Annotated in this window: 18 protein-coding genes and 1 tRNA gene; 15 read left to right on the top strand and 4 right to left on the bottom strand. The window is 70.2% G+C overall.

The features are described 5' to 3' along the window. Both QF046_RS05920 and QF046_RS05915 read left to right on the top strand, forming a co-directional pair. Nucleotides 1-1,266, top strand: a complete 1,266-nt coding sequence (locus tag QF046_RS05920) for a HisS family protein (protein WP_307372738.1) — start codon at nt 1-3, stop codon at nt 1,264-1,266. A 236-nt stretch (nt 1,267-1,502) separates the two neighbouring features. Then, nucleotides 1,503-2,288 (top strand): SGNH/GDSL hydrolase family protein, encoded by a 786-nt coding sequence (locus tag QF046_RS05915; RefSeq protein WP_307367209.1) that lies wholly within the window; start codon nt 1,503-1,505, stop codon nt 2,286-2,288. 49 nt (nt 2,289-2,337) lie between these two features. Here QF046_RS05915 and QF046_RS05910 read toward each other — a convergent pair whose 3' ends face one another. Next, complete coding sequence (locus QF046_RS05910; protein ID WP_307367207.1) at nt 2,338-3,570, bottom strand: APC family permease; 1,233 nt, start codon at nt 3,568-3,570, stop codon at nt 2,338-2,340. 38 nt (nt 3,571-3,608) lie between these two features. Then, nucleotides 3,609-4,082 carry a DUF4442 domain-containing protein gene (locus tag QF046_RS05905; protein WP_307367205.1) on the bottom strand — a complete coding sequence of 158 codons (474 nt, stop codon included), beginning with the start codon at nt 4,080-4,082 and terminating at the stop codon, nt 3,609-3,611. Between the two features lie 117 nt (nt 4,083-4,199). Here QF046_RS05905 and QF046_RS05900 point away from each other — a divergent pair, with 117 nt between their 5' ends. From QF046_RS05900 to QF046_RS05865, 8 genes are all read left to right on the top strand, one after another. After that, the gene (locus QF046_RS05900) at nt 4,200-4,550 is read left to right on the top strand and encodes a GntR family transcriptional regulator (protein WP_307367203.1); all 351 of its coding nucleotides are present in this window, start codon (nt 4,200-4,202) and stop codon (nt 4,548-4,550) included. Continuing rightward, nucleotides 4,547-5,590, top strand: coding sequence for a DUF1648 domain-containing protein (locus QF046_RS05895; protein ID WP_307367200.1), 1,044 nt, complete (start codon nt 4,547-4,549; stop codon nt 5,588-5,590). The genes QF046_RS05900 and QF046_RS05895 overlap by 4 nt, the downstream gene beginning before the upstream one ends. A 44-nt stretch (nt 5,591-5,634) precedes the next feature. Continuing rightward, complete coding sequence (locus QF046_RS05890; RefSeq protein WP_307367199.1) at nt 5,635-6,294, top strand: O-methyltransferase; 660 nt, start codon at nt 5,635-5,637, stop codon at nt 6,292-6,294. Nucleotides 6,295-6,387: 93 nt separating this feature from the next. Next, nucleotides 6,388-7,668 (top strand): phosphopyruvate hydratase, encoded by a 1,281-nt coding sequence (gene eno / locus QF046_RS05885; RefSeq protein WP_307367197.1) that lies wholly within the window; start codon nt 6,388-6,390, stop codon nt 7,666-7,668. Nucleotides 7,669-7,710: 42 nt separating this feature from the next. Beyond that, nucleotides 7,711-8,232, top strand: coding sequence for a septum formation initiator family protein (locus tag QF046_RS05880; protein WP_307367195.1), 522 nt, complete (start codon nt 7,711-7,713; stop codon nt 8,230-8,232). Nucleotides 8,233-8,285: 53 nt separating this feature from the next. Beyond that, nucleotides 8,286-8,822, top strand: a complete 537-nt coding sequence (locus tag QF046_RS05875; protein ID WP_307367193.1) for a DUF501 domain-containing protein — start codon at nt 8,286-8,288, stop codon at nt 8,820-8,822. A gap of 11 nt (nt 8,823-8,833) precedes the next feature. Further along, a complete protein-coding gene (locus QF046_RS05870; protein ID WP_307367191.1) occupies nt 8,834-10,186 on the top strand; it encodes a S8 family serine peptidase in 1,353 nt (450 codons plus the stop codon). Next, nucleotides 10,183-11,733 (top strand): NAD(P)/FAD-dependent oxidoreductase, encoded by a 1,551-nt coding sequence (locus tag QF046_RS05865; protein WP_307367189.1) that lies wholly within the window; start codon nt 10,183-10,185, stop codon nt 11,731-11,733. Before QF046_RS05870 ends, QF046_RS05865 begins: the two co-directional genes overlap by 4 nt. 84 nt (nt 11,734-11,817) lie before the next feature. On the opposite strand, the gene QF046_RS05860 is transcribed toward QF046_RS05865, so the two are convergent. Beyond that, nucleotides 11,818-11,890: transfer RNA gene (locus QF046_RS05860), tRNA-Leu, on the bottom strand. Between the two features lie 84 nt (nt 11,891-11,974). On the opposite strand from QF046_RS05860, the gene QF046_RS05855 reads away from it, so the two are divergent. The 3 genes from QF046_RS05855 to QF046_RS05845 all read left to right on the top strand — a co-directional run bounded on the left by QF046_RS05855 (nt 11,975) and on the right by QF046_RS05845 (nt 15,165). Beyond that, on the top strand, nt 11,975-13,216 hold the full coding sequence (locus tag QF046_RS05855) for an alanine racemase (RefSeq protein ID WP_373425666.1): 1,242 nt from the start codon (nt 11,975-11,977) through the stop codon (nt 13,214-13,216). Continuing rightward, nucleotides 13,213-14,526 carry a D-arabinono-1,4-lactone oxidase gene (locus QF046_RS05850; protein ID WP_307367187.1) on the top strand — a complete coding sequence of 438 codons (1,314 nt, stop codon included), beginning with the start codon at nt 13,213-13,215 and terminating at the stop codon, nt 14,524-14,526. Before QF046_RS05855 ends, QF046_RS05850 begins: the two co-directional genes overlap by 4 nt. Nucleotides 14,527-14,598: 72 nt before the next feature. Further along, a complete protein-coding gene (locus QF046_RS05845) occupies nt 14,599-15,165 on the top strand; it encodes a LemA family protein (RefSeq protein WP_307367185.1) in 567 nt (188 codons plus the stop codon). Nucleotides 15,166-15,222: 57 nt separating this feature from the next. Here the strand turns inward: QF046_RS05845 and QF046_RS05840 are convergent, their stop codons facing one another. Beyond that, nucleotides 15,223-16,512: a winged helix-turn-helix domain-containing protein gene (locus tag QF046_RS05840; RefSeq protein WP_307367183.1), complete on the bottom strand. Its 1,290-nt coding sequence runs from the start codon at nt 16,510-16,512 to the stop codon at nt 15,223-15,225. Nucleotides 16,513-16,581: 69 nt separating this feature from the next. Here QF046_RS05840 and QF046_RS05835 point away from each other — a divergent pair, with 69 nt between their 5' ends. Together QF046_RS05835 and ilvA are read left to right on the top strand one after the other, a co-directional pair. Continuing rightward, complete coding sequence (locus QF046_RS05835; protein WP_307367181.1) at nt 16,582-17,778, top strand: AI-2E family transporter; 1,197 nt, start codon at nt 16,582-16,584, stop codon at nt 17,776-17,778. Further along, a complete protein-coding gene (gene ilvA, locus QF046_RS05830; protein WP_307367178.1) occupies nt 17,775-19,004 on the top strand; it encodes a threonine ammonia-lyase in 1,230 nt (409 codons plus the stop codon). Before QF046_RS05835 ends, ilvA begins: the two co-directional genes overlap by 4 nt. The last annotated feature ends 19 nt before the right edge of the window (nt 19,005-19,023 follow it).

The raw sequence follows: 19,023 nt of genomic DNA, 5'->3' as shown, positions 1-19,023 counted from the left end.
ATGCGCGACTTCCTCCCCGCTGACAAGGCCCGACGCGAGCGCGTGCTCGCCGTCATCCGCGAGCGCTACCGCGCGCACGGATTCGACGAGATCGAGACCCCCGTGGTCGAGGAGTACGACCGGCTGCATGCCGGCATCGGCGGCGACAACGAGAAGCTCTCGTACAACATCCTGCGCCGAGGCCTCGACGCGGATGCGATCCGCGAGGGCGCTGAGGACCCCGCCGCCCTCAGCGATCTTGGCCTGCGCTACGACCTGACCGTGCCGCTCGCCCGGTTCTACGCGACCAACCGCGGTCAGCTGCCCACGGTGTTCCGCTCCATCCAGATCGGTCCGGTCTGGCGCGCTGAGCGCCCGCAGAAGGGCCGGTACCGCCAGTTCGTGCAGTGCGACATCGACATCATCGGCGACGACAGCGCCCGCGCCGAGGCCGAGCTGATCATCGCATCCCTCGACACGATCGACGCCCTCGGGCTCGAGGGTGGGACGGTGCGCGTGAACGACCGTCGCGCACTGGAATGGATGCTGGACAGCTTCGGCTTCACCGAGGATGAGCGTCCCGGCGTGCTCATCACGATCGACAAGCTCGACAAGATCGGACCCGACGGCGTGGCCGCCGAGCTCCGTGAGCGCGGCACGACAGCGTCCGCCGTCGACGCCTTCGCGGTGTTCCTCGTGCGCCCGCAGACGATGGAGTACAACCCGTACGGCGAGCGTCAGATCCGCAAGGCGCTCCCCGCGGGTGCGCCGGACGAGCTCGTCGCGCACCTGGTCGGCCTGGGCGACGCCGTCGTCGCCGCGCGTCCGGATGCCGGGGAGCCGCCGCTCGTCTACGACCCCTTCCTCGTGCGCGGCATGGGCTACTACACCGGCACGATCTTCGAGCTCGCGCACCCCTCGGTCAGCTACTCGCTGGGGGGTGGCGGCCGCTACGACGGCATGATCGGCCGCTTCCTCGGCCAGCAGGTTCCCGCGGTCGGCTTCTCGATCGGCTTCGAGCGCATCGTCGACCTCGTCGCCGAGCAGGAGGCGGATGCCGCGCAGGCGGTCGTCCTCATCCACGACGCCGACGTCCCGGTGACCGAGCTGCTCGCGCACAAGGCCGCGCTGCTGCGTTCCGGCGGTGCCGCCCGCGTGCGGCTCGAGCGGCGCACGAAGAACCTCAAGGCGCTGCTGGAGCGGTCCGCGGCCGACGGCTACACCGGCTTCGCCTCCGTCCGCGCCGGCGACGAGCCCGGGTCCGCGGAGGTCAAGCCGCTGGCCTGACCCCGGCGCCGCCACAGTTCGGGGGCCGACACGCCACATGTCGGACCGATTCGCGGAGAACGTCCTGCATGTGGCGTGTCGGCTCCCGTTTCGTATCCTGCACGGGGACACGTGCACGACCCGGGAACACCTGCACGGGCACTCCGGCATCCGGTCGTGCTTACGTGCCCAGGTCGTGCAGGGGGCCGGGCCGCCCGTTCACGGGGCGTTCACATCGGCGCGGTGGGATCGGATGCATGGATCGCATCCGCGTCACTGCGATGAGCGCCGTCGTGCTGGGAGCTGCTGTGCTCGGCATCCGCTTCGGCCTCGCGCGGCAGGCTGCCGTCGCCCGCCGCCGCATCGGCAAGCCTCTCGGGGAGGATGCCCTCGCCGTGGACCGCGTGTGGCGGCGACGCCTGCCCGGTGAACCGGTCGACCTGCTGATCATCGGTGATTCGGTCGCCGCGGGACTCGGTGCGACCCGGCCCAAGGAGACCCTCGGTGGACGACTGGCGAAGAGCCTCGCGAAGCGCATCGGGCGGCCCGTGCGGCTGCGCTCGCTCGCCGTCGTCGGCTCCGAGTCGCCTGACCTCGCCGCGCAGCTGGATCGGCTCGCGCCCGAGGACCGGGCGGACGTCGCGGTGATCGTCGTCGGCGGCAACGACGTCACTCATCGGATTCCCGTCGCCGAATCCGTGCGGCACCTGGTCGAGGCGATCGATCGCCTTCAGGCGCGCGGCGCCCGGGTCGTGGTCGGAACCTGCCCGGACCTCGGTGCGCTGCGTCCCGTGCCTCAGCCGCTGCGGACGCTGGCGTCCCGGCTCTCGCGCAGGCTCGCCGAGGCTCAGGCCGAGGGAACGGAGCAGGCGGGCGCGGCATCCGTCTCCCTGGGCAGGACCGTCGGACCGCTGTTCCTCGACGAGCCGGAGCAGATGTTCAGCCTCGATCGGTTCCATCCCAGTGCACTCGGATACCGCCGCACCGCCGAGGCCCTGCTGCCCGCCGTCGCCGCCGCGCTGGCCGCATCCGCAATCCGGTGACCCGGGACCCGCAGTCCCCGTTTCGTGGCGCATAAGGCGGCCGCCGACGTCAGCGGCGTGCCGCCACCCGCAGCCGCACAGCCCGATAGGCGATGCCGATCAGCACGACCACGGTGCCGATGACGGAGGCGAGCACGGGCAGGGTGCTCACCAGCACGATGCAACCGAGCGCGCCCAGCACCTGCAGGGCCTTCGGGTAGCGCCGCACGTCCGCACCCTGGCGGAAGGCCGAGGCATTCGCGAGCAGGTAGTACAGCAGCACGCCGAACGAGGAGAAGCCGATCGCGTCACGCAGGTCTGCCACCAGCACGACCGCGATGACGATCACCGCGATCACGATCTCGGCCCGGCGCGGCACCTGCCAGCGGGCGTTCACGGCAGCCAGCCAGCGCGGCAGATCCCCTTCGCGCGCCATCGCCAGCGTGGTGCGGCCGATGCCGGTGAGCAGGGCGAGCAGCGCGCCCAGGGATGCGGCAGCAGCGGCCACCCGCACGACGGGTCCCGCCCAGGACCACCCGCTCGCGGTGACGACATCGGCGACGGGGTGCGCGCTGCCGACGGCATCCGCGCCCAGCGTGAGCATCACGGCCAGCGCGACCAGCACGTAGACCACGATGGCGCCGCCCAGGGCGAGCACGATCGCCCGCGGGATGTTCCGCGTGGGGTCGGTCACCTCCTCGCCCATCGTGGCGATGCGGGCATAGCCGGCGAACGCGAAGAACAGCAGCCCGGCGCCCTGCAGAACTCCGTACGCGGTGGCATCCGGAAGCGGAGCGGGGGTTGCGCCGGGCTCGGTGGCGAAGCCGGCCGCGACGACGACCGCGAGCCCCAGCAGGGAGACGACGACGAGGATGCGGGTGAGCAGGGCCGTGCGCGTGACCCCGAAGCAGTTCACGGCGCCGAGCGCGGCGACCGCGAGCACCGCGACGGGCGTGCGCCACTGCTCGGGGGCGGCGTACGCGGCGAAGGTCATCGCCATCGCCGCGCAGCTCGCGAGCTTGCCGATCACGAAGCACCAGCCCGCCACGTACCCCGCCCAGGGGCCGATCTCGGCGCGGGCGTACGAGTAGGTGCCGCCCGAGACCGGGTGCACCGCTGCGAGCTGGGCGGAGGAGGTCGCGTTGCAGAAGGCGACGAACGCGGCGATCGCCAGGGCGATGAGGATGCCGGATCCGGCCGCCCCGAGCGCGGGCGCCCACACGGCGAACACGCCGGCGCCGATCATCGAGCCGAGGCCGATGGCGACGGCATCCGTCAGTGTCAGACTGCGTGCGAGGGGCATCCGTCCATCGTGTCAGCGCAAGGTGAACAACGGGAGACCTATCGCGCGTCGGTCGCCGTCACGCGCTTCTTCTCGCGCACGTACACCTCGCGGCGCACCTTCGCGACGACGTCGCCGTCGGCATCCGTGATCACCGTCTCGAACCACTCCAGCACCTTCGCACCTCCTCGGGCGCGCTCTCGCAGCTCGGCGGCCTTCTCCTCGGGGACATGGAAGTGCGCGGTCAGCACGCCGCGGCCGGGCTTGAGGAACTCGATCTCGCCGCGGGTGTCCCACACGACGTGGTCCCGGCCCAGCTGGTGCATCACCAGCATGAAGAAGTACGGGTCGGTCATGGCCGACATCGACCCGCCGAACGCCGTCTTCACGTAGTTGCGGGTGAACACGTTCACGTGCAGTTCGACGGTGGCGTGCGTCCAGTCATCGCTGAAGCGACGGATGCGGATGCCGCTGAACAGGTTGGGGATCCACAGGCTCATGCCGATGGCGAGCCGTCGGGGAGTGATGCGCATGCCGACATTCTGCGCGGTCGTCGCAGCATGGTCCGCATCGGCTGGCGAGCGTCCACAATTGATCTACTTGCACTAGTTGATCTAGTTGGAATAGAATAAGTGGCGAAAGGGGTGGTCATGCTCATTCGAATCGATCCCGACAGCGCCCGGCCGCTGTTCGAGCAGATCGCGGCATCCGTGCGCGGCGATGTGCTCGCCGGGCGGCTGCGTCCCGGCGACCGTCTGCCCGCCGCTCGCGAAGTGGCGGATGCCGTGGACGTGAACGTGCACACGGCGCTGCGCGCCTACCAGGAGCTGCGCGACGAGGGGCTGATCGATCTGCGCCGCGGGCGCGGAGCCGTCATCTCGGCATCCGCCGCCCCGCTCGCCGAACTCTCCGACGAGATCGCCGCGCTGGTCGACCATGCCGCGGAACTCGGACTCACCCCTGCCACGCTCGCCGCACTCATCAAGGAGATGACCCCATGAACACCTACGAGCAGTCCGTGACCGCCGTGCACGAGACGGAGGTTCGTCGAGCGCGCCGCGCCCTGATCGTCATCGGGCTCGTGCTTCCGGTGATCATCACGGCGGTCGCCGTCGGCCTGATCGCCGTCTGGCTTCCGGAACTGCCCGATCCCGCTGCCACGCACTGGGGCGTCGGCAGTGCCGACGGATTCGGTGCGGCCTCGAGTTACCTGTGGATCACGATCGCACTCGGTCTCGGACTGCCCCTGCTGATGGTGGTGGGCACGCTCGCGATGGGACGGCAGCAGTGGGGTGGTGCCGCACGGCTGCTGGGAGCGATGGCCCTCGGCCTGTCCGGGCTCAGCGCCGTGATGAACCTCGGATCGGTCGCCGTGCAGCGCGGGATCGCGGATGCGTCGCAGGTCGGACCGATCTGGCCGGTGGTGATCGGCGGCTTCTGCGCGCTGCTCGTCCTGACCGCCGCCGGCTGGGTGCTGCAGCCCGATGTGGGTCCCACTCCCGCGGCGCCCTTGAGGCCGGCGCACCTGAGTTCGATCGCGGCGGGGGAGCGGGTCGTGTGGATGGCCACCGCGACGATGCCCCGCGCGGTCATGATCCTCATCGGAGTGGTGGTCGTCGTCGTGGTCGGCATCACCGCCGTCATGGTCGTCGAGGCCCACGAAGCCTTCTGGATCCCGCTGCTGACCCTCGCGATCATCGGATTCGCGTTCGCCTCCTCGGCGTCGTTCCGGGTGCGCGCGGGGGCCGAAGGTTTCATGGTCCGCTCGCAGATCGGCTTCCCCCGTGTGCACGTGCCGCTGGACGAGATCGTCTCGGTGCGCGCCGTCGAGTGCCACCCCATCGGCGAGTTCGGCGGCTTCGGCTGGAGGCTCGGGCTGGACGGACGCACCGGCATCGTGCTGCGCACCGGCCCCGCGGTCGAGGTCGAGCGCCGGGACAAGCGGCCGCTCGTGGTCACCGTCGACGGAGCAGAGGTCGGCGCGGCGATCCTGCAGGCGTACCTGGACAATCGTGCGGCGGGGCGGGGGCCGGTGGGCTGAGCCGAAGGGTTGACCGGGGCGGCGCGCCGGGGTTGAGTGAGGGCATGGACTCCACTCCGGGCGCCTGGCGCGCTGCCGATGACTTCCTCGCCGAGACCCTGGTCGGGCATGACCCCGCGCTGGACGCCGCCCTCGCCGCGCAGCAGGCCGCGGGGATGCCCGCGATCGAGGTCGCCCCGGTCGCCGGCAAGCTGTTGAACCTGCTCGTGCGTCTGGCAGGAGCGCGACGCGTGCTCGAGATCGGCACGCTCGGCGGGTACTCCACGATCTGGATGGCGCGAGCCGTCGGCGACCAGGGGCGCGTCGTCACGATCGAGGCCGAGGCGGCGCATGCGGCGGTCGCGCGCACGAGCATCGACGCGGCGGGAGTGGGGGACCGCGTCGACATCCGCGTCGGCCGCGCCGCAGACGTGCTGCCCACGCTGGTCGGCGGGTTCGACGTCGTGTTCATCGACGCCGACAAGCAGTCGAACACGATCTACCTGGACTGGGCCGCGAAGCTGGGACATCCGGGCACCGTCGTCATCGTCGACAACATCGGGCGCGAGGGCGAGATCGCGAACCCGGACTCGTCGGATCCGATGGTCATAGGCACGCGGGACGGACTGCGGATGCTGGGGGAGGACCCGCGATTCGACGCGACAGCCCTGCAGACGGTGGGCGTCAAGGGCTGGGATGGAGTGGCCATCGCCCTGCTGGTCTGAAACGCCGTGGGGTCTCGGATGCCGCACGACTAGACTGGCCCACGGATCGACGTCGCTCCACACCCCCTTCCCTCCCTGAAAAGGAGCACACCCGTGGCACTGATCGAGGCTGTAGGCGCACGCGAGATTCTGGACTCGCGCGGAAACCCGACCGTCGAGGTGGAGGTGCTCCTCGACGATGGAATCGTCCAGCGAGCAGCCGTTCCCTCCGGCGCATCCACCGGAGCATTCGAGGCGTACGAGCTGCGTGACGGCGACAAGAGCCGCTACGGCGGCAAGGGCGTGCTGAAGGCCGTCGAGGCCGTCATCGATGAGCTGGGCCCGGCCCTCGAGGGCGTCGAGGCGAGCGAGCAGCGCATCGTCGACGAGATCCTCATCGAGGTCGACGGCACCGAGAACAAGAGCCGGGTGGGCGCCAACGCCATCCTCGGAGTGAGCCTCGCAGTGGCGAAGGCCGCGGCGGACTCGTCCGACCTGCCGCTGTTCCGCTACCTGGGCGGCCCCAACGCGCACCTGCTGCCCGTGCCGCTGTTCAACGTCATCAACGGCGGTGAGCACGCCGACAACGGCATCGACTTCCAGGAGTACTTCCTGGCCCCGATCGGCGCGGACACCTACTCCGAGTCGCTGCGCTGGGGTGTGGAGACCTACCACGTGCTGAAGTCCGAGCTGAAGGCCGCCGGCTTCAACACCGGCCTCGGCGACGAGGGCGGCTTCGCCCCCGACCTGCCCAGCAACCGCGAGGGCCTGGACTTCCTGCTGAAGGCGATCGAGAAGGCCGGCTTCACGCCCGGCAAGGACATCGCCGTCGGGCTGGACGTCGCCGCGACCGAGTTCTTCTCGGACGGCGTCTACCGCCTCGAGGGCAAGGACTGGTCGGCGGACCAGCTCATCGAGTACTACGAGGGCCTGGTGCGCGACTTCCCGATCGTCACGATCGAGGACGCTCTGGCCGAGGACGACTGGGACAACTGGAAGTCCCTCACCGATGCGCTCGGCGCCAAGGTGCAGCTGGTCGGCGACGACCTGTTCGTCACCAACCCGGCCCGCCTGGCCGACGGCATCAAGCGCGGCGTGGGCAACTCGCTGCTGGTGAAGGTCAACCAGATCGGCACGCTCACCGAGACGTTCGACGCGGTCAGCCTCGCACAGCGCTCCGGCTACACCGCGATGCTGTCGCACCGCTCCGGCGAGACCGAGGACACCACGATCGCCGACCTCGTCGTCGCGACGAACTCGGGTCAGATCAAGACCGGTGCGCCCGCTCGCAGCGAGCGCGTCGCGAAGTACAATCAGCTTCTGCGCATCGAGGAGGAGCTGGGCGACGCCGCGGTCTTCGCGGGCGCATCGGCGTTCCCGCGTTTCCAGGCCTGATCAGGGGATCTGCGCCACAGTCCGAAGTGAAGGAGGGGGAGTATGGCACGACGACCTGCTCCCCCTTCGTCATCCCCTGCCGCACCCGCGCCCGCTCCCGAGCGGAAGCCGCGAGGTGCGGCGAGAGCGGTCGACGTGCGCGAATGGGCGGGTGGCATCCGGCTGTCGACCTTCGCGGTGATCATGCTCTCGCTGGTCATCCTCGGCACCTGGGTCCTGGTCCCGTCGATCGGCACCTACATCGACCAGCGGCAGAAGATCGCCGCACTCGAGCAGTCCGTGCAGCTGACGAAGGATCAGATCTCCGACCTCGAGCAGGAGCGCACGCGCTGGGACGACCCGGCGTACATCACCACGCAGGCGCGTGAGCGGCTCTACTACGTCCGTCCCGGCGAGGTCGTCTACCTGGTGGACAACGATCTCGACCCCGCGGACATCCCGCCCGAGCAGAAGCACGTCAGCGACACCATCCAGGAGCGCCCGTCCGACTGGATGCCGCAGCTGCTGCGCAGCCTGACTGCCGCGGGCCTCGCGAAGAGCGCCGTCGAGGCGCCCACGCGGTGACTGCGCCGCGGGCGCTGGGTCTTCACACAGGTCGATCCCTCTACGCTGGAGGGGTGACGACACCGCCCTACGAGACGCCGACGCCCGCCGAACTCGACGTCGTGTCCAGCCAGCTCGGTCGCACGGCCCGCGGTGTGGTCGGCATCGCCGCACGCTGCGTCTGCGGCAACCCGACCGTCGTCGCCACGGCACCGCGGCTGGACGACGGAACGCCGTTCCCGACGTTCTACTACCTGACCCATCCGGCCGCCACGGTCGCGATGTCGACGCTCGAGGCCACGCAGGTGATGCCCGAGCTCGCCCGTCTTCTCGACGAGGACGAATCAGTCGCCGCCGGCTATCTGGCCGCACACCACGCCTACCTCGCCGACCGAGCCGGATTCGGCGACGTGCCGGAGATCGACGGGATCTCCGCGGGCGGCATGCCCACCCGCGTGAAGTGCCTGCATGCGCTGGCCGGTCACGCCCTCGCGGCCGGACCCGGCGTGAACCCGATCGGCGACGAGGCACTGGCCCGGTCGAGCTGGTCTCCGGAGCGCTGCGCGTGCGCGGAGCCCGGTGCCGCGCTGCGCGGGACAGCGGCGGGATGATGCGGCGGCGGATGCTGTCGCGCATCGTCGTCTCGGCGGCGATGACGGCATCCGTGCTTCTGGCCGGGTCGCCGGCCTTCGCGGCATCCGCGGTCCCCTCCGTCGTCGTGCCGACCGTGGACGAGTCGCCCACACCGGCTCCCACCTCCCCGGTGGCCGACGACCCGACTGATCCGATCCGCGCGAAGGAGTACTGGCTGGACGGCGCGCGCATCCGCGACGCCTGGCAGGTCACCCGGGGCAAGGGCGTGACGATCGCCGTCATCGACACCGGCGTGGGCAAGCCGCCGGTGACGTTCGACGGCGCCGTCAAGGGCGGCACGGACGAGTCCGGCGGCGGCACGGCCGACGGCCGCACGCCGGTGGGCGTGCGCGACCCGAACCACGGCACCTGGGTGGCGTCGCTGGCAGCAGGGCGCGGCAACGCCGACGGCACGGGCCTCATCGGCGTCGCACCCGAAGCGAACCTGCTGTCGATCTCGATCAGCTTCGGCGCTGCGGGATCAGTGCCTTTCACCAAGCAGATCGCCGAGGGCATGCGGTGGGCGGTCGACAACGGCGCGGACATCATCAACCTCTCGCTGACGACCAACACCCTCTCGTGGGACAAGAGCTGGGACGATGCGTTCCTGTACGCCTTCGAGCACGATGTCGTCGTGGTCGTCGCCGCCGGCAACCGCGGCAGCGGCACGTCGATCGTCGGGGCGCCCGCAACGATCCCCGGTGTGCTCACGGTGGGCGGAGTGGATCAGACCGGCACCGCCAGCCGAGCGGCATCCACCCAGGGGATCACGCTCGGGGTGATGGCGCCGAGCGAATCCCTGATCGGCATGTCGGCCGACGGCACGGTCGTGAACTGGGACGGAACGAGCGGCGCGGCGCCCATCGTCGCCGGGGCCGCCGCGCTCGTGCGTGCGGCCCACCCCGAGCTGGACGCGGCGAACGTCATCAACCGCCTCATCAAGACGGCGATCCCGGTGCCCGAGATGCGCAGCACCCCGGATGTGCTCTACGGGTACGGGCTGCTGGATGCGGATGCCGCGGTGACGGCATCCATCCCCTCCGTCAAGGCGAACCCGATGGGCGACCTGAAGGAGTGGGTGCGGCTGTACCGCCGCGCCGATTCGCCCGTGACCCCTGCTGTTCCGTCGGACAGCCCGGCTCCGGTCGCGGTGCCGCCGCTGCCCGCCGCCGAGCCGCCGACAGCGCAGGGATCGCCTCTGCTTCCGTCCGCCGAGACCCTGCGATACGGTACCCTCCCGCTTCTGGCACTCACGGTCCCTGGTACTCTGATAGCGCTTGGCGTCACCGCAGCTGCCCGGCGCATCCGAACGGAGCGCGGTAGACGCACTCCCAAACCATGATTACGAGGAGTTATCCCCCTGTGCCTCAGAACAGCATTGCACCCCGCATTCTGATTGTCGGTGGAGGCTACGCAGGTTTCTACACCGCATGGAAGCTCGAGAAGCACCTTCGCAAGGGTGAAGCCGAAGTGACGATGGTGGACCCGCTGCCGTACATGACGTACCAGCCGTTCCTGCCCGAGGTCGCCGCCGGCTCGATCGAACCGCGTCACGCGGTCGTCGCGCACCGCCGTCACCTCAAGCGCACGAACGTCATCAACGCGAAGATCACCGGCATCGATCACGCGAACAAGGTGGCCACGATCACCCCCGAGCTCGGCGACTCCTACGAGTTCGCCTACGACCAGATCGTCGTCACGGCCGGTGCCGTCTCGCGCACCTTCCCGATCCCCGGCATCGCCGACAACGCGATCGGGCTGAAGACCATCGAAGAGGCCGTCGCCGTGCGCGACAAGCTGATCTCGAACTTCGACAAGGCAGCCGCCATCCCCGCCGGCCCCGAGCGCGACCGTCTGCTGACGACGGTCGTCGTGGGCGGTGGCTTCGCCGGCATCGAGGCGTTCGCCGAGCTGCGCTCGCTCGCCTCCTCGCTCGTGTCGAAGTACTCGCAGCTCTCCTTCGAGGACACCCACTTCCACCTCATCGAGGCGATGGGCCGCATCATGCCCGAGGTCTCGCTGAAGACCAGCGAGTGGGTGCTGAAGGACCTCGCCAAGCGCGGTGCGAACGTGCACCTGGACACCCAGGTCACCGGCGCCGTCGACGGCAACGTCGAGATCTCCACCGGCGAGGTCATCCCGACCGACCTGATCGTGTGGACCGCCGGCGTCATGGCGAACCCCACCGTCGTGCGCGGCGGCGACCTGCCCGTCGAGGAGCGCGGTCGCATCCAGACCCGCGCGGATCTGCGCGTCGGCACGGCGGAGGAGCCCGTCGAGGGCGCCTGGGCCGCCGGTGACGTCTCAGCCGTCCCTGACCTGTCCGGTGGCGGCGTCGGCGGCTACTGCGTCCCCAACGCCCAGCACGCCGTGCGCCAGGCGAAGGTTCTCGCGAAGAACCTCGTCGCCGTGCTGCGCGGTGAAGGCACCAAGGACTACTTCCACAAGAACCTCGGCGCCGTCGCGGGCCTGGGCCTGTACAACGGCGTGTTCCAGTCCGGCAACCTCGCCCTCAAGGGCTTCGTCGCCTGGGTCGCGCACCGCGGCTACCACGGTCTGGCCATGCCGACCTGGGAGCGCAAGTGGCGTGTGCTCTGGGGCTGGTGGAACAACCTGTGGCTGGGTCGCGACATCGTGAACCTCGAGGCCGTGCAGCAGCCGCGCGCCGTGTTCGAGCAGTTCGCGGCACGTCCGCGTCCGGCCGCCGCCGCGGCACCCGCCGCTCCGGCCAAGCCTGCAGAGAAGTCGGCTCCGGCAGCGGCCGAGAAGCCCGCTCCGGCAGCGGCTGAGAAGCCCGCTGCGAAGAAGCCCGCTGCCAAGAAGGCCCCGGCGAAGAAGGCTCCCGCCAAGAAGGCTCCTGCCAAGGAGAGCGTCGACGCGAAGGCTTGACCCGCATCACGTGCGATGGCCCGTCCGAGTGATCGGACGGGCCATCGGCGTATCCGGAGGCATCGGGCCGCCGATCGGATGTCGTGCCCCCACCGGGATTCGAACCCGGACTGAAGCGTGTTTAAGACGCCTGCCTCTGCCGTTGGGCTATGGGGGCCCGCGCCCAGCCTACCGACGGACGCCGATGCGACGCAGTGCCTGAACTGGTGATTCCGGGTACCGAACGTCATAGGGTGGGGGAGTGCTCGACCTCACCGCTGAACAGGGCCAGACTGCCGACTCCGCCGCCGCCGCATGGCGCAGTCCCGGACGCCACTGGCGCTCGATGACCGAGGCCACCGCCCACCTGCCGGCGCCGGTCGCCGTCATCGACCGCGACGCCCTGCGTCACAACGCCATGGATCTGCTGGTGCGCGCGGGCGGCATCCCGATCCGCGTGGCCACCAAGTCGGTGCGGGTGCGCTCGGTGCTCGACGCGGTGCTCGCGATCCCTGGATACCGTGGCATCCTGGCGTTCACCCTCGCCGAAGCCCTCTGGCTGGCCGAGGACCACGATGACATCGTGCTCGGCTATCCGAGCGTGGATCGTGCCGGGCTGAGACGGCTGCTCGCGGACGAGCGGCTCGCCTCCCGCATCACCCTGATGATCGACTCGATCGAGCATCTCGACCTGATCGACGCGATCGCCGCGCCGGGGCGGCGCCCCGAGGTGCGCGTCGCGATCGATGTCGACGCCTCGCTGCGCGCCCCCGGACTCGGGCACATCGGCGTGCGCCGCTCCTCGCTGTACACGGCGGCGGATGTCGCCGGCTTCGCGCGCCAGGTCGTGAGGCGCCCCGGGTTCCGACTGGTGGGCCTGCAGATGTACGAGGCGCAGATCGCGGGGCAGGGGGATGCCGCCGGCATCGACGCCCCGGTCATCCGCATCGTGCAGGCGCGCTCGCGCGACGAGCTGCGTCGTCGTCGCGCTGAGATCGCGGATGCCATGCTGCCGATCGCCCCGCTGGAGTTCCTCAACGGCGGCGGGACGGGCTCGCTCGAGTTCACCGGCAGCGACGAGTCGCTCACCGAGGCCACCGCGGGCAGCGGGCTGCTCGGCGGGCACCTGTTCGACGGGTACCGGTCGTTCAGGCCCGCCCCGGCGACGGGTTTCGCCTTCGACGTCGTCCGCAAGCCCGCCGCGGACATCGCCACGGTGCTCGGCGGCGGATGGATCGCCTCCGGGCCCGCCGTGGCGTCTCGCCAGCCCCTCGCGGTGTGGCCGCAGAACCTGCACACCCTGCCGCGCGAGGCGGCCGGTGAGGTGCAGACGCCGCTGCAGGGCCACGCCGCGCGTGCACTGAAGGTCGGCGACCGGGTGTGGTTCCGGCATGCGAAGAGCGGTGAGCCCGCCGAGCGCATCGACCGGTACCAGCTCGTCGCCGACGGGGTCATCGTGGACGAGCTGCCCACGTACCGCGGCGAGGGGAAGTCGTTCCTGTGACGCGTCCGGGTGGAACCTGGCGCAACTGGGGCCGATCGGCATCCGTGCGCCCTATGCGCGTCGAACGGCCGCGTTCGCCCGAGGGCGTGCAGCGCGCGGTCAAGGCCGCCGCGGCACAGGGACTGACGGTGAAGGCCGTCGGCGCGGGGCACAGCTTCACCGGCATCGCGGTCGCCCCCGGGGTGCTCCTCGAACTCGACGACCTGCAGGGCCTCGTCAGCGCGGATGCCGCGACGGGCCTGGTCACGCTGCTCGCGGGCACGCGCCTGCATCGGGTGCCCGCGCTGCTGCGCCGCCATGGACTCGCGATGGAGAACCTCGGCGACATCGACCGGCAGTCCATCGCCGGTGCGATCTCCACCGGCACGCACGGCACCGGTACGGGCTTCGGCGGCATCGCGACGCAGGTCCGCGGTCTGACCCTGATCACCGCCGACGGCGAGTTCCTGCGCATCGACGAGACGCAGAACAGCGAACTGCTGCCCGGTGCCGTCATCGGTCTGGGTGCGCTCGGCGTCGTCGTGGAGGTGACGCTGCAGTGCGTGCCCGCCTTCGTGCTGCACGCCGTCGACGCCCCGGTCGCACTCGACGAGGTGCTGCCCGACATCCATGAGCGCGCGGATGCCGCGGATCACCTGGAGTTCTACTGGCATCCGCACACCGATGTCGCACTGACGAAGACCCAGACGCGCCTCCCCGAGTCGACTCGGCGGCATCCGGTCCCGCTCGTGCAGGGCTGGATCGACGAGACCGTGCTCGCCAACGGCGTCTTCGGGGCGTTCTGCGCGGTGAGCCGCGTGATCCCCGCGATCATCCCGCCGTTCAACCGGCTCGCCGTACGGCTGACGGGGCGCGGCGAGTACACCGACGCGTCGCACCGGGTCCTCGTCCACCACCGCAACGTGCGCTTCCGTGAGATGGAGTACGCGTTGCCGGCCGAGAACCTCGTCTCCGCATTCGAGGAGCTGCAGCGCCTCATCGTCGACCGCGGATGGCGCATCGAGTTCCCCGTCGAGGTGCGCTTCGCGGCCTCCGACGACCTGTGGCTGTCCACGGCATCCGGCCGGGACAGCGCGTACATCGCCGTGCACCGGTACTGGCGCGCCGACCCGCGGGAGTACTTCGACGCCGTCGAGCAGATCATGCTCCGCCACGACGGGCGACCGCACTGGGGCAAACTGCACAGTCTGACGGCGCAGCAGCTGCGGGAGCGGTACCCGCGCTTCGACGACTTCATCGCCCTGCGCGACCGGCTGGATCCGCAGCGCCTGTTCGGCAACCGTCATCTGGAACGCATTCTCGGCGCCTGAAAGCGGCTGTCGTCCAGCCGACGCGCAGTGTTCGATGCATAGGATGGATGCACATCCAAGAGGGGGCAGCACATGGAGTGGCTCTGGCCAGTACTGATCATCGTCGGCGTGCTGGTGATCGTCGGAATCTACCTGTGGTCGACCTACAACTCGCTCGTGCAGCTGAACGTGCGCGTCGATGAGGCGTGGAGCGGCATCACGGTGCAGCTGAAGCGTCGAGCCGACCTCATCCCCAATCTCATCGAGACCGTCCGCGGCTACGCGTCGCACGAGAAGTCGGTCTTCGAGGGTGTCACCCGTGCCCGCGCCGAGACGCTCTCCGCCACCGGTCCCGCAGAGGCCGGCGTCGCCGAGGGACACCTGCAGCAGGCGCTGCGCAGCCTGTTCGCCGTGGCCGAGGCCTACCCCCAGCTGCAGGCCAGCCAGAACTACCTCCAGCTGCAGCACTCGCTCGTCGACACCGAGGACAAGATCCAGGCGGCCCGTCGCTTCTACAACGGCGGCGTGCGCGAGCTGAACACCAAGATCAAGGTCTTCCCGAACAACATGTTCGCCCGCGGTCTCGGCTTCACCGAGCGCGAGTTCTTCGAGGTCGCAGACGGCAGCGCGATCTCCGAGCCGCCCCGGGTTCAATTCTGACCCTTCGACGGGCTCAGGGACCCATCGCCCTGGGTTGCTGAGCCTGTCGAAGCATAGTCATTCCCTGGGGTGCACGTGCCGCTCCACGGCGCTCTCCCGCCCGTGCAGGGCATGCGCCACGGCATCCGCCGCATCACCCCACCCCGACACGCTGATGCGCTCCAGGCCCTGCCACAGGGCCGCACGCGCGAGCTCCTCAGCGATGCGCACCGCATCCGTCTCCGGCAGTGCGTGCTGCTCCCACCAGGCCGACTGCACGCGCAGGACGGATGCCGCCCGGTCGGCCTTCAGATCCACGCGCGCCACGATCCGGTCACCCACCAGCACCGGAAGCGAGTAGTACCCGTAGCGGCGCTTGTGCGCGGGGACGTAGATCTCGATCCGATAGTCGAAGTCGAACACCCGCAGGGCCCGGTCGCGGAACCAGACCACCGGGTCGAACGGCGTCAACAGCGCCGCGCGGTCGATGCGGCGGGGGAGGGCGGCATCCCGGTGCCGCCAGGACTGCACCTGGCGTGAACCCTGATCCCAGCCGCGCACGACCACCGGCTCCAGCTCGCCGGAGTCGACGAGCTCCGACACAGCCTGACGCACGGCCGCCTGATCGCGCAGCCGGTAGTAGTCGTTGAGATCCGCGACGGTCGCCACCCCGTACGATCGTGCCGCCCGTCGCACGAGCTCGCGGATCGCATCCGCCCTCGGAACCGGCGAAGACAGCACCTCGGCGGGGATGACCTGCTCGGCCAGGCCGTACCGGCGCTCGAAGCCGACTCGTCCGGCGATCGACACCTCGCCGGAGCGCCAGAGGTGCTCCAGCGCCGATTTGGCCTCGTCCCAGTCCCACCACGGGCCGCGCTCGCGCGGCGCGTCCTCGCGCAGATCCACCGGGCGCAGCGGTCCGCGGTCGCGCAGCTCTGCGCGCACCCAGTCGAGCGTGCGCGAGTGCACGTGCATCCAGCTGTCCGGATCGGACTCGCGGTCGCGCCAGAACTGCATCCGGAACTGCCAGAGGGCCCAGTCCGCCACCGGCATGAACGCCGCCTCGTGCGCCAGATACTCGACGTAGTGCGCGGTCCGCGACACGAAGCCGCGATCCAGCAGGGCGGGATCGTAGCCGCCGAGCCGCGCGAACATCGGCATGTAGTGCGAGCGCGCGAACACGTTCACCGAGTCGATCTGCAGCACACCGAGCCGATCCATCGCCCGGTGCAGATGGCGTGGGGCGACGGCATCCGGCATCCGACGGGAGAAGCCCTGAGCCGCCAGCGCGATCCGTCTGGCCTCTGCGGCGCTCAGCGTCTGCGATCTCGACGGCGAGGCGGTCGACGGGGCGCTCGAGGATGTCATCCGGCCAGGTTATCCGCCGCCACCGACACGGAACCGGGCGGCATCGCGCCCGGTACGTAGAATTGCACAATGAGCGACAACCCCGCACCGAGGTTCCGCAATCCGTTCCGCCACTATCCGCCGGTCACCGACCGCACGATCACCACCGAGGTGGACGAGGTGGTTCCTGTGCCGCTGCGAGTGACGGCCGCCTACGCCTGGCGCCTGCTGGTCATCGCCGGGGCGATCGCCCTGTTCATCTGGCTGGTGATGCTGCTCAAGGCACTGGTCATCCCTCTGATGGTCGGCATCCTCATCACCGCACTGCTGTGGCCGGCGTTCCAACTGATGCTGAGGGGCAGGTTCCCCCACTGGCTGGCGATCGCGGTGACCGTGGTCGGTGCGATCGGCGTCGTGGTGGGCCTGGTCTGGCTGGTCGTCTGGCAGGTGCGCGAACAGCTCGCCGACGTGCAGGAGCGGACCGCCGCAGGCATCGAGGATCTGAAGGGCTTCCTGCTCGCCGGGCCCCTGCATCTGACCGAGACCGACATCGACGGATACCTCGAGCAGCTGCGCTCCCTGATCACCGAGCAGCAGGACTGGCTGCTCAGCGCCGCCGGCGCCGTGACGGGGACGGCGGCCGAGGTGCTCACCGGAGCGCTGCTCTCGCTGTTCATCCTCATCTGCCTGCTGGCCGACGGCAACGGCATCTGGAAGTGGGCTCTGCGGCTGTTCCCCCGGAGGGCGAGGCCCGCGGTCGACGCCGCCGCCCGCAACGGCTGGGACACCGTGATCAACTACGCGCGGACGCAGATGCTCGTCGCAGCCATCGACGCGGTCGGCATCGGCGCCGGTGCAGCGCTGCTGGGGGTGCCGATGGCCATCCCGGTCGCCGTGCTCGTCTTCCTCGGCTCGTTCGTGCCGATCGTCGGAGCCGTGGTCACCGGTGCCGTGGCGGTCTTCCTCGCCCTGGTCTACAACGGCCCGTGGATCGCACTGGCCATGCTCGGCGTCGTACTGCTGGTGCAGCAGCTCGAGGGGCACATCCTGCAGCCGATCCTGATGGGCTCCGCAGTCAAGGTGCACCCGCTGGCCGTCGTGCTCGTGGTCGCCGGCGGCGCCATGATCGCCCGCATCCCTGGTGCGCTGTTCGCCGTGCCGCTGGCGGCATTCATCAACGTGGCGGCGGTGACCATCAGCACCGGCGCCTGGCGCACGGGTGAGGAACCCGACGCCGATCTCATCTGGAGCACAGTGCCGCGCGAGCGGACGAGGAGGAATCGATGACCGCAGTCCCGAGCCTGGCCGAGTTCTCAGCCGCAGCAGAGAGTCTCGCCGGGGTGATCTCGCACACGCCCACCGAGCTGTCGCGCGCCCTGAGCGACGTGCTCGGCTCGCCGGTGCTGCTGAAGATGGAGAACCTGCAGCGCACGGGCTCGTTCAAGATCCGGGGTGCGTCCTACCGCCTCGCGCAGCTCACCGCCGAGGAGCGCGCTCGCGGAGTGGTCGCCGCGTCGGCGGGAAACCACGCGCAGGGTGTCGCGCTGGCCGCCCAGGCCCTCGGCATCCCGGCCACGATCTTCATGCCTCTGGGCGTGCCCGTCCCCAAGCTGCTCGCCACACGCGGCTACGGCGCCGAGGTGGTGCTGGAGGGCGAGACCGTGGCCACCTCGCTGCGCCTGGCCGCGGAGTTCGCCGAACGCACGGGCGCGGTGCTGATCCCGCCGTTCGATCACCGTGACGTCGTGATCGGTCAGGGCACGCTGGGCCTGGAGATCTACCAGGAGGTCCCAGACGTCGACACCGTGATCATGGGCATCGGCGGTGGCGGCCTCATCGCCGGGGTGGCCGCTGCGATCAAGCAGGCCGCGGCCGCCGCGGGCCGCACGGTGCGCGTCATCGGCGTGCAGTCCGAGAACGCCGCGGCGATGCCGCCCTCCCTCGAGGCCGGGCATCCGGTGGAGATCACCACTCATCCGACGATCGCCGACGGCATCCTCGTCGCCCGCCCGGGAGCCATCCCCTTCGAGATCGTCCGCGAGTTCGTCGACGAGGTCGTCACCGTCTCCGAAGACGACATCGCCCGTGCCATCCTGGTTCTGCTGGAGCACGCCAAGGTGGTCGTCGAGCCGGCCGGCGCGGTCGGCGTCGCCGCGATCCTGGCAGGAAAGGTGCACGGCACAGGCAAGACCGTGCCGATCCTCTCCGGCGGCAACATCGACCCGATGCTGCTGCAGCGGGTCGTCTCGCACGGTCTGGCCGCCTCCGGCCGCTACGCCACCGTACGCGTGCCGCTGCCCGACCGTCCGGGCCAGTTGGCGCGGGTCGCCGAGGTCCTCTCGCAGGTCGGCGCGAACGTCATGGAGGTGCTGCACACGCGGCATGGCCATGGACTGCAGCTCAGCGACATGATCCTGCAGCTCTCGATCGAGACCCGCGGCCCCGAGCACACCCAGTTGGCGCTGGACACCCTGCGCGCCGCGGGCTACGAGCCGGAGATCGTCGCAGAGTGAGAGAACCCGCCCTGGTTCG

The organism is Microbacterium sp. W4I4, assembly GCF_030816235.1.
Taxonomy (GTDB): Bacteria; Actinomycetota; Actinomycetes; order Actinomycetales; family Microbacteriaceae; genus Microbacterium.
This window is presented reverse-complemented; position numbering and strand designations above follow the sequence as displayed.